This is a genomic window from Dokdonella immobilis (assembly GCF_900115085.1).
Classification (GTDB): Bacteria; Pseudomonadota; Gammaproteobacteria; order Xanthomonadales; family Rhodanobacteraceae; genus Dokdonella; species Dokdonella immobilis.
Genome location: NZ_FOVF01000003.1, coordinates 127681 through 138808 on the forward strand (window position 1 = coordinate 127681; position 11128 = coordinate 138808).

The window sequence follows — 11128 nt, forward strand, 5'->3', positions numbered from 1 at the left end:
ATCGACTCAGGCTACGCGCCGGGCGTGGCGTGGACGGATCCAGACCCAGGCGATGACGGTCGCCGCGAGCGAGAAGACGGATGCCAGCAGGAAGGCCGATTCGCCCCCGGCGAGCTTCCAGGCCTGGCCCGAGAGCAGGGCGCCGAGCACGCCACCGACGCCGGATGAAAACCCGTAGAAGATGCCCTGCGCATGGCCGTTCTGGCGACCCGGAAAGTACGCGACCAGGAACTGCATGCTGGCGGCGAAGAAGGCGGCGAAGCTCAGCGCGTGCAGGGACTGGGCGGCGGCCATCAGCAGGGCATTGTCCGGCCACAGGGCGATCATGGCCCAGCGCACGCTGGCCGCCACGAGCGAAACGATCAGCACGGTCGCCGCGCTCCACTGGCGGAATATCCAGCTCGAAAACGTGAACACGGCAATTTCGAGGACCACGCCGATCGACCAGTAGATGCCGAGCGCCGAGGTGCTGTAGCCGTGCTCGTCGAGGAAGATCGAATAGAACGTGTAGTACGGCCCGAACGAGACCTGCATGAGCAGGGCGACGGCGAAGAAGGCGATCACTTCGGGGCGCCGCAGCCGGGCGCCGAAAGGAGTGCCTTCGGCGTGTACAGCGGCGGCGACCGGCTTGCCGTACTCGTTGACGAAGGCGGAGGCGACCATCCCGGCAAACAGCGGCAGCATCAGCCACGGCAATAGGTCGACAGCCAGGTGATCGAGCACGACGCCATACAGGGCGACGATGGCGACGAAGCCGATCGAGCCCCAGACCCGGATGCGTCCGTAGCGTTCGCTGCGGCCAACCAGATGCGACAGCGTGATCGACTCGAACTGCGGCATCACCGCGTTGTACATGAAACAGAACACGCACATCGCGGCGAACAGGGCAGGGAAGCCCAGCGGCACGGTGAACACCGCGAAGCTGGCCAGGGTCAACAGGGAACCGGCGCGCAGCCAGCGGACCGGATGGCTCGAGCGCCCTGCCAGGGTGCTCCAGGTGCTCGGCGCGATGATGCGGGTGGCGTACCAGAGGCTCATCAGGATGCTGATCGCGGCGACGTCCTGGCCACGTGCCTTCAGGTACAGGCTCCAGTACGGATTGAACGCGCCAAGCGCCGCGTAGTAGGCAAAGTAGAAGCTCGATAGCCGGAACGTGGGAATCCTGGCGCATGCGGGATCCGTTCCGGTCACGTCAGAATTCCAGGTCGAGGCCGGCGCACAGGTAGTCGACCATCGGTGCGACGCGCTTGAAGCGGTCGACCAGCAGGGCCTTGAGTTCGCTCGACGTGGCGATCGCGTCGCTGAACGGAGCCGAAGCAACGAAATCCTTGCGCTTGATGTCCTCGATCAACTCATGTCCGGCATCGAACCCTCGCGGTGGCCGGGTCAGACAGGCGCCGCCCAGCGCGAAATGCGCGGCGAACGCCTTCGAGCGTGTGGCCTTCTTCCAGGCGGCCGGATTGTCGGCGAGGAATTCACGGATGCGCCTGAGCGTTTCCGACTGCGGATGCCAGATGCCGCCGCCGCAGAAGCAATCGCCCTGCTGGAAATGCATGTAGAACACCGGCGCCTCGAGCTGGCGCGAGCGTTCGTGGAAAAGACGTGCACCCGACCAGGTCTTGTAGGGGGTCTTGTCGTTGGCGAAGCGCGTGTCGCGGTGGATTCGGAACATCGAGCCGCCCTGGCTGCGCGGATCGGCGACGAAATGCGGCGAAATCTTCGCCAGTGGCGCCTGCAGGTCGGCGATCAGCTGCAGGAAGGGCTGGCGCAAGTTCTCTTCGTAGCGGGTCTTGTTGGCACTGAACCAGGGACGGCTGTTGTTGGCCTTGAGATCGCGAAGAAACTTGAAGGTCGCCGGGGTGAAGTAGCGGGTTGCCATAGGGCAGGGGATTCCATTGGATGCGGTGGGTATTCGCTTGCAGTCAGGCGAGTTCGAGGGCCCGCTCCCGGCCCCAGGCTTCGAGCGCGTCGAGCAGGGGCCATCGATCGGCGTCGACTTCTGCACGCTTGTCGGCGATCGTGGCGAAGTACTGGTCGAAAGTCAGTGTGGTGAACGGCGTTTCGCTACCCAATGTGCGCCGACGCCACTCCTGCCAGCGCACGGACTCGCCCTCGTCCAGCGACTGCGGCCAGTTGCGCGCCCGATAGCGGAACAGCAGTTCCGCCAGGCGCGGATCGCGAAACGGGAAGTTCCGTTCGCCGAGGCCTTCGCCTGCGCAGCGGCGAACCTCGCGCAGCAGGGGTTTGTCGGCATCGGGCAGGAAACCCGAATACAGGGCCAGTTCGGGGTCCGGCGATACGTCCGGCGACGTTGGCGTGGAAAAGACCGCCTGCACCCTGGCGCCAAGATCGGGATCGCGGTTGAGTCGATCGAGATGGCGCAGCGCGCGCTCGCTGTCGAGCCCGATCCGGTGGGTATCGACACCCTTGAGCACGCTCATTGGAGCGAGCGCCGGCGAACGGTTGGCGTGGACGAGCTTGAGTGGAATGCGCTCGATCTCGTCGGGCAGGTCCTCGCGCGAAACAAAGACACGATCGGCGATTTCGTCGGCGGCCAGAGCGAGCAGCGGTGCCGGGTCGACGTCGAGGTCATAGACGATGACCCCGTTCGGCTGCTGCGGATGCATGGCCAACGGCGCCACGATGGCCAGGCAGCCGCGACTGGCCGGATAGCGGGAGGAAACGTGGACCACGGGCGTGCGGTGGGCGACGTCGAGGTACTGGAATGCGCGCTGCTTCTTACGCAGTTCAAGGTGGAAGTCGAACAGGCGAGGTTGCCGGCCCCTGATCAGGCGGGCCAGTCCGATCAGCGCCTCGACGTCGGAAAGCGCGTCGTGGGCCCGATCTTGTTGAAGCCGGTTGGCCGTGGCCAGATCCTCGAGCCGGAAGCTCGGCGTGCCATCCTCGCGCAACGGCCATTCGATGCCTTGCGGTCGCAGCGCGTAGCACATGCGCGCCAGGTCGATCAGGTCCCAGCGTGAATTGCCATTCCGCCACTCGCGCTCATAGGGGTCGTAAAAATTCCGGTAGAGCAGGTGCCGGGTGAATTCGTCATCGAAACGAAGCGAGTTGTAGCCGACTCCGCAGGTACCCGGGGCGGCCAGCTCGTCGTGCACGATCGCGGCGAATTCGGCCTCGATGCGACCCTCGCGGTCGGCTCGCTGCGGCGTGATGCCGGTGACCAGGCAAGCTTCGGGGTGTGGCAGGACATCCGCTGCCGGCTTGCAGTAGAGCATGACCGGATCGCCGACCACCTCGAGCTCGAGGTTGGTCCGGATGCCGGCGAACTGGGCCGGTCGATCGCGGCGCGGGTCGGTTCCGGTCGTCTCGTAGTCGTGCCAGAAGAAGGTGGTCTGCGGCATCTCGCGAAATGCGTTCGGGGGCCGCTACATGCTAACCCGTCGCCGGCACTTCGACGCCGGAATCTGGCCTTGCGCGTGCAAGCCGGCAATAATCGGGGCCAGCCCTTGAAGCGGAGATCCGCATGTCGCCATCGCTAGCCCACGAGGACAACCTGATCTGGATCGACCTGGAGATGACCGGGCTCGATACCGACAACGATTCGATCCTCGAGATCGCGACGGTGGTGACCGACCGCAACCTCAACCTGCTCGCCGAAGGCCCGGAATTCGCCATCCACCACGATGAGGCACGCCTGCTCGGCATGGACGACTGGAATCGCAACCAGCACCGCAAGTCCGGTCTCTGGCAACGCGTGCTCGATTCCACGGTGACCATGGCCCTGGCCGAGATCCGCACGGTCGAATTCCTCGTCCAGTGGGTGCCACCCGGAAAATCCCCGATGTGCGGCAATTCGATCTGCCAGGACCGGCGTTTCCTGCATCGCCTGATGCCACGCCTCGAGCAGTTCTTCCACTATCGAAACCTCGACGTGTCGACCCTCAAGGAACTGGCACGGCGCTGGGCGCCGGAGGTGGCGCGCGGCTTCAGCAAGGAAGCCGCGCATACCGCGCTCAGCGATGTCCGCGATTCGATCGCCGAACTGGCCTACTACCGGCCCCTGCTTGGACGACTGGCCGAGCCACCCGCCACGCCCTAGCCAGGGCCTGCTGGTCGACCCGTCACGTGCGATCATGTGCGGCCCGCTACCTGCAATGCGCCCGACGTGAACTGCCGATCATCCGAATCCGCCGATGTCGCTGAAGCGACCGATCTGGTCGAGCGCCTGCGTGCCGCCACCGCGGTATTGCAAGCGGTCGCCGAAGACTGGAGCCTGCTCGACCGCCTGCCTGCGGAGGACCGCCGGCGTCTGCATCAGGCCGTCGCCGGCGTCTACCACCCGGATCCAGTGTCGCGGCGCCAGCGCATGAAGGCGGCCGAGCGCGAGCGAGTCCAGTCGCATATCGATCGTGACGAAGCCCTGCTCAATTCGACCGGCATCCGGCAGTTGCGAGCAAAGCCGGTATTTACGACCCCGAACGTCTTTCCGCCCGAGGGTTTCGTGGCCCGCGACAGCGACGAGACCGACCCGCCACGTGAATCGATCGCGGCGCAGCATTGCTATGTCTGCAAGCAGAAGTATTCGCTGATCCATCACTTCTACGATCAGCTTTGTCCAGACTGCGCCGCTTTCAACCATGCCAAGCGCAGCGAACTCGCCGATCTGCGAGGGCGGGTCGCCCTGCTCACGGGCGGGCGCGTCAAGATCGGCTACCAGGCCGGCCTGAAACTGCTTCGCGCGGGAGCCGAACTGATCGTCACGACGCGCTTTCCGCGTGATTCGGCTGCGCGCTACGCGAACGAACCCGATTTCGCCGACTGGGGCCACCGTCTCGAGATCTTCGGCCTCGATCTGCGCCACACGCCGAGCGTCGAGGCATTCTGCAACGAGCTGCTGAAAACGCGGCCGCGACTCGATTTCATCATCAACAACGCCTGCCAGACCGTGCGCCGCCCGCCCGAATTCTATGCCCACATGATGGAAGGGGAGAACGCCGTGCCGGGCGACCTGCCGGAGCCGGTGCGCAGGCTGATTGGCAGATATGAAGGTCTGCGCAGCGCCGGAATGCTCGAAGCCGATGCGGGGCAGGGCTTGCGGGTTGCCTCGCGGTCCGGCGATGCGGCACCGGGACTGACGCGCGCTGCCGAACTCTCGCAACTGAAGCTGCTGCCCGAAGAGCTGCTTGCCCAGCAGCACCTCTTCCCCGAGGGCCGCCTCGACCAGGATCTGCAGCAGGTCGATCTTCGCGGGCGCAATTCCTGGCGCCTGCAGATGGCCGAAGTACCGTCCATCGAACTGCTCGAGGTGCAACTGGTCAATGCGATCGCACCGTTCATCATCAATGCGCGGCTGAAGCCGCTGATGCTGCGAACGCCCGGGCGCGACAAGCACATCGTCAACGTGTCGGCCGTGGAGGGGCAGTTCTACCGGAATTTCAAGACCACCAAGCACCCGCATACGAACATGGCCAAGGCCGCGCTGAACATGATGACGCGCACGGCGGCCGCCGATTACCACAACGACGGCATCCACATGAACAGCGTGGATACGGGCTGGGTCACCGACGAGGACCCGGTCGAGATCGCTGCGCGCAAGGTGGTCGAGGAGCGCTTCCATCCGCCACTCGACATCGTCGATGGCGCCGCCCGCATCGTCGATCCGATCATCCACGGCATCAACACCGGTGAACACATCTGGGGCAAATTCCTCAAGGACTACAAGCCGACCGACTGGTAGGGATCGAGGGCACGCCGGCGGGTGGCAACAGGCTTGCCGGATCGCCTCTCGTCGTAAACAGCCAGCTCCTGTCCGGGCGCAGCCATTCGCAGGATGTCGGCGTACACTTCAGCTTCCCGGAACATCCGACAACGACCGACAATGAGTCAGGGAAACGTGGTCCAGATCAGTGCCGATGTCGTCTCAATGGATACCGATCCGCATTGGATGCGCCTGCGCGACGCCCTGCTTACCCTGGCTTGCACGCCATTCCACGATGCCGAAGCGGTCCGCAAACGCCTGTTGATCACTGCCGCGGAGGCGCTTGAGGTCGATCGCGTCAGTCTCTGGCTGTTCGAGCCCGGCCTGTCCACAATCGTTTGCGTCGCGATCTATGAAAGCGGGAAGGGGGTCAGCCATCCCGGGACACGCCTGTCCGCCGTAGCCGCACCGGACTATTTCCAGTCATTGCAGGGTCTGCTGACCCTGGCTGCAGCGGATGCTCTGGTGGATCCGCGGACCCGACAGCTTTCGGATGACTATCTGAAACCGCTCGGCATCGGCGCCATGCTCGATGTGCCCGTGCGCCAGTTCGGCGAGTTGATAGGGATTCTGTGCCACGAGCACACCGGCTCGCCGCGGGAGTGGCTCGTGACCGAGCGCGTCTTCGCCGCCGCAATCGGTGCGTTGTGCTCCCAGGTCATGGAGTTCGAGAAGCTGCGCAGGTCGGAGCGCGAGCGCCAGCATGCGCTCTTCCACGATCAGCTCACGGGTTTGGCCAATCGCGCGCTTTTCCTCGAACGCCTGGATTCGGCCCGCAAGGATGGGGATGCCGCGCTTCTGGTCCTCGACGTCGACGGATTCGGTGAATTCGCCAAGGCGTTCGGCCCGGCATTCGGCGATCAATTGCTGCGCGAAACGGCGCTGCGCCTCGAACAGGGCGTCCGGCGAGGAGAACTGGCTGGGCGCATGGGCAACGACGAGTTTGCCTTGCTGCTGGTCGGTGAAAGAGGCGTGATGGACGCCGTGCAGCGCGCGACCGACCTGCGGGCAAAGATGCAGGCCGGCATGATCATCGACGGGCAGGATGTCCGCGTTCGATTCAGCATCGGCCTGGTGCCTTCCATTCGCCACTATGAGTCGGCGCAGGACATCCTGCGCGACGCTGAAATCGCGCAGAACTCGGCGGCGCGGGCAGGGCGCGATTTCGTGCAGATCTTCGAGTCCGGAATGGAAGAGCCGATCCGTCGGCGGCTTGAGCTCGAAGCGGACATTCGACGCGCCATCGAAGCATCCGAATTCGTCTTCCACCTGCAACCGATCTTTTCCCGTGACGGCAAGCTGGACGGAGCCGAGGCCCTGATTCGCTGGGAGCACCCCCGGCGTGGCCTGCTGTTGCCATCGGATTTTCTCCAGGTCGCCGAAGATTCCGGTCTACTTTCCCTCGTGCAGTGGCCCTTGCTCGGCGACTTGTTCGGGCAGGTCGCCAGGTGGCGGTCGGCGAAGTGTCCGCGTTTCGCAATTGCCATCAACTTCTCTTCGGTCCAGTTCACCCTTGCCGGATTTCCCGATCAGCTTCTCGCGGTCGCATTGCGGGCAGGTTTGCCTGCCGATGCAATTTCGGTGGAGGTTACGGAAAACTCCCTGCTGACCAACCAGGAGCGCGATCTGTCGGTGATCCATCGTCTCGCGTCCGCCGGCATAGGCCTGTCCCTCGATGACTTCGGGACGGGCTATGCATCGATCACCCACCTGGCCCAACTGCCGCTATCCACCGTCAAGATCGATCGTTCGTTCGTGAGTCGGGCCGTCGACGATCCGCGCTATGGCGCCATCATCGAGACCTTGATCAGACTGGCGCACAACCTGTCGCTCGGGGTGGTGGCCGAAGGAATCGAGACTCCCGCGCAATTGCGGATGTTGAGCGATGGGGAATGCGACCAGATGCAAGGTTTCCATCTCGGTCGTCCGGTTTCGATCGCCGAATTCGAGTCTTGTTGGCTGCGCTAGATCGCGACGCGGATCGAATGATCGGTAGAGCGGGCTTCGCTGAATCGCCGGGGCATGCAAACCTTGACGCCAAAGACGGGCTCAAGGGGTCAAAACGTATTTGACATAATATGCATTGTGCATACAAACAGCAGCCGCCATGGACACTCCGGGTCGACCCAATCCCTGTAGATCCAACGCGCCTCCAACGATTGCTTCGCGCAGCCGCAACCGCCCCGCGCCGCGCTGCGGCACGGCCAACTGCCAGGAACAGGCCTACTCGCTCGATTCGAGCATCTGGCGCGCCTCACGCTTGCCGATCGAACGAACCGCAGCGAGCTTCTCAAGCTGGGCCCGCCGTGGCACGGTCTTTCCTGCCTGCCAGTTGTAGATGCTCTGCGGGCTTACGCCCAGCAGCGTTGCGAATTCCTCGATCGAGACGCCCAGGCGCTTGCGTAGCGAACCCAGTCCCTTGGCGACGAACCGCAGCTTCGGCCCATTGTCCATGGGCTCCTCTTCGCTCGGAGCTGTTCCCTTGCGCAACCGGGCATTTTCCCGCTCCAGTTGGGCAAGCCGACGCTTCAGGTCGGCGATGTCACGGCGGTGGGTGGCCGAAGCGCTCCGGATCGGCTCAAGTTGAACGCGCAATTCCTTGCGGCAAAGGCGCGTGATCTCGTCTTTCAGAACTGAGGCAATGTTTGGCAAGCATTCGCTCCTTGGCAGGGTTCGAGCCGAGTTTAGCAACGATGCGGGTCAGTTCCACCCAGCAAGTCCCGAACTGGAACGTCCTGTATGGGACGCGGCATGGCGGCGCACCCGAATTATCGACCGCGGAACACGTCGCCTTTGACGTTCGGAGGCCTTCACTTGGACCTTCGCCCGCCACCCAGGGTCATGGCAAATGCTAACGCTGCAATTGCCGCAAGTGTTTGATATCCAGTTGATTCCGGCGGACACCGGACGCTTCCTAGCGATACACGAGCACCGGAATCTTGCTGTGGGTAAGAACTTTCTGGGTTTCGCTGCCGAGCAGCAGCCCCTGAATGCCCTTGCGGCCATGGGAAGCCATGAGGATGAGATCACAGCCATTTCGTTCGGCTGCGTCGATGATTCCGCGGTACGGATGCTCATTGGCGCTGGATTCAACATGGCACTCGACACCCGCAAGTTTCGCCCGGTGGCGCACTTCGTCGAGCGCCTTGGTGGTGCGAAGTCTCGCCTGGGCCGCGTAGTGCTCACGAGTCACTTCGAGCATTTCGGCGCGATGGGCGATCGCGGCGAAATCCTGTGTCGCGTGGTAGCCGGTGATCCTGGCTCCAATCTCGCCGGCCAGCTTGATCCCGTTTTCGATGGCCTGGAGGGAACGCTCCGATCCGTCGGTAGGCAAGAGGATGTGTCTGAACATGTGCACAGACTCCAGGAAAACGGCGGATTCCGTCGAGACCAGTCTATTGATCGGAGCATCGCGCGCCTTGATGGAGATCAATCGTTTCGTCAGACCCTCCCCGGCATGGCAACTGGAATCTGCTGCCAGAATCGAAAGACTGGGCGGGCTGTTCGGAATTCCAACGGGCATTCCGCGGACGAATTCTCATCGCCGCGAAGCGGGATTGCGATTCTGTGACGCAGTTGGCATGGATCTGGCATTATCCGCATGCGAGGCCCACGGCCAATCTCGTCTGCAGGAAGGTCACTGGGGACTTCCTGAGGAAAGAGACGCCCCGCCATGGGCTCACCGATTCGAAACGACTGTCTGGCGATGGATTCGCTGCACGGGGGACCAAGATGACGGCCGGAGTGCCGGCGTCTTGGGTGTCTTCCAGCGATATGTATGCGCCGAGTGTCGGAATTGCGCATGAAGCGTCAGTCCATTTCGTCAACGCAGAGAGAAACCACGTCACGCGTAGCTTTTTGCCGTTCGCGGCACGCGCCTCGGTGCCTCGCTTGTCATTGCCGCCGGCGGCTTGCTCGGCGCAAATTTCGCCAGGGAGGGTCTGAACAACGGGCACAACCTTCACGACACCTGCCTGCTTGCAGATCGCGGCGCGCCGACGCAGACAGGCCGGCCGTCTTTCAAGGCGGCGCAACAAGGAACTGCGCGCAGGCCGGCGCCGCCCAAGCAATTGATTCAATCGACCAAGGGTGGCGTTCAGAAGGCTCGCCACACGCACCGCACGGCTCGTCAAGGCAACCAGCCTTCACGTCGCCACGCAGCACCTGTGGCGAGCCTTCTGAACGCCATGACGATTGCGCCAGTTGGTCAGTCTCTCCCTAGCACCCAGAATACGATGGTCGACCTCGATGTCGGTCCCAGTCCGATTGCCCTGCCCTACCATTTTCTGGTAACTGCGCGGCGCGGTGGCGTGGGGCTCAACTTCGATCTGCGCAATGCAACTGCGGCCGGCCTCTGTTCATCCAGCGCGGCCGGGCGTCCGCCCCGGCAGGCGCTGGCCGGATCAGTCCACCTGACCGCTCATTCGTTGCCTGCGGACTGGCCGATTGGCTGGGATGACCAGTGGATGTGCACGATGCGCCAACCGGATTCGCCCTTCCTGAGCACCATGGTTTCGGTGCTGGCCAACTCGATCGGCTTCGCTGCGTCCATGGCACTGATCCGGGACTCGCTGCCGACCCAGGCGAGATCACCCACGGCGTCGCCCGACCGCGACAACAACTTGATGCTGGCCTGGCCAAGGAACTCCGCATCGGCGCCAAGATGATGTGCGGCATATTGCTCGCGTGAACGTTCCACGCCGCCGCTCTCGAAGATCTTCACGTCCGGATCGAGCAGGGCCACCGCCTCGTCCGTCTGGCCACTCGTCAAGGCCTTCTGGAACTGTTCGACGATCGCGGCCGGCTCGGTTCCGGCCATGTCATCCGCACCGGAATCCGGTTGCGCGGCGCTCGTCGACGCGCCATGTTCGTGCTCGTGGTGGTGACTGCTTTCGCCCGATGTCATCGCGGCATACTCGGCCGGATCGATGTTCGGCAGCTTCCCCAGGAAAGCCACGATCGACCAGATGACCTCATCGTCGTGGCTCAGCCCCCAGGCCGGCATCGCCGAAGCCTTGATGCCGTGCTTGATGACCCAGAAGCGTTCTGCCGCCGCGGCCACAGGATCCGCGTGTCCCCCGCGGGCCAGGGACAGGTTCGGTGGCTGCGGGTACAGGCCCTTGCGCAGCTCGGTATCGTCCAGACCGGGCTTCAGGTGGCAGCCCGAACACATCTCCTCGTACTCGGCACCGCCACGCGCAATCATCGCCGGATCATCGAGCGGCGGCACCGCAATGCGCGCACTGGCCTGCTCGATGGATCGCTCGCGCAGCGTCTCGAGCAACAGGGCGGTAATCCGGGCATGCGGAACATCGGCACCGATCGGGTAGATTCCCGAATAGATGAACCCGAGCAGCGCGAGGGCCGCGATGATGGCCAGGGCGAACAGGATCCTGATGGTTTTCATCG

Annotated in this window: 9 protein-coding genes; 3 read left to right on the forward strand and 6 right to left on the reverse strand. The window is 63.7% G+C overall.

The genetic code is table 11. The features are described from left to right. Positions 1 to 6 precede the first annotated feature (6 nt). Genes BM125_RS03365 through sbcB form a run of 3 tightly spaced genes read right to left on the reverse strand, consistent with a single transcriptional unit; the run spans position 7 to position 3362 of the window. Positions 7 to 1191 (reverse strand): MFS transporter, encoded by a 1185-nt coding sequence (locus tag BM125_RS03365; RefSeq protein WP_245778777.1) that lies wholly within the window; start codon positions 1189 to 1191, stop codon positions 7 to 9. Position 1192: 1 nt separating this feature from the next. After that, positions 1193 to 1879, reverse strand: coding sequence for a DUF2461 domain-containing protein (locus BM125_RS03370; RefSeq protein ID WP_092404880.1), 687 nt, complete (start codon positions 1877 to 1879; stop codon positions 1193 to 1195). Positions 1880 to 1922: 43 nt separating this feature from the next. Further along, on the reverse strand, positions 1923 to 3362 hold the full coding sequence (sbcB, locus tag BM125_RS03375; protein ID WP_092404882.1) for an exodeoxyribonuclease I: 1440 nt from the start codon (positions 3360 to 3362) through the stop codon (positions 1923 to 1925). A 122-nt stretch (positions 3363 to 3484) separates the two neighbouring features. On the opposite strand from sbcB, the gene orn reads away from it, so the two are divergent. The 3 genes from orn to BM125_RS03390 all read left to right on the forward strand — a co-directional run bounded on the left by orn (position 3485) and on the right by BM125_RS03390 (position 7687). Then, on the forward strand, positions 3485 to 4060 hold the full coding sequence (gene orn / locus BM125_RS03380; protein WP_092404884.1) for an oligoribonuclease: 576 nt from the start codon (positions 3485 to 3487) through the stop codon (positions 4058 to 4060). Between the two features lie 66 nt (positions 4061 to 4126). Next, positions 4127 to 5698 (forward strand): SDR family NAD(P)-dependent oxidoreductase, encoded by a 1572-nt coding sequence (locus BM125_RS03385; RefSeq protein ID WP_092404886.1) that lies wholly within the window; start codon positions 4127 to 4129, stop codon positions 5696 to 5698. A gap of 141 nt (positions 5699 to 5839) precedes the next feature. Continuing rightward, positions 5840 to 7687, forward strand: coding sequence for a putative bifunctional diguanylate cyclase/phosphodiesterase (locus tag BM125_RS03390; RefSeq protein WP_175497889.1), 1848 nt, complete (start codon positions 5840 to 5842; stop codon positions 7685 to 7687). Positions 7688 to 7942: 255 nt separating this feature from the next. On the opposite strand, the gene BM125_RS03395 is transcribed toward BM125_RS03390, so the two are convergent. From BM125_RS03395 to BM125_RS03405, 3 genes are all read right to left on the reverse strand, one after another. Next, positions 7943 to 8371, reverse strand: a complete 429-nt coding sequence (locus BM125_RS03395) for a helix-turn-helix domain-containing protein (protein WP_092404890.1) — start codon at positions 8369 to 8371, stop codon at positions 7943 to 7945. 262 nt (positions 8372 to 8633) lie between these two features. Then, the gene (locus tag BM125_RS03400; protein ID WP_092405180.1) at positions 8634 to 9071 is read right to left on the reverse strand and encodes a universal stress protein; all 438 of its coding nucleotides are present in this window, start codon (positions 9069 to 9071) and stop codon (positions 8634 to 8636) included. A 1068-nt stretch (positions 9072 to 10139) separates the two neighbouring features. Then, positions 10140 to 11126, reverse strand: coding sequence for a c-type cytochrome (locus tag BM125_RS03405; RefSeq protein WP_092404892.1), 987 nt, complete (start codon positions 11124 to 11126; stop codon positions 10140 to 10142). Positions 11127 to 11128: the final 2 nt, after the last annotated feature.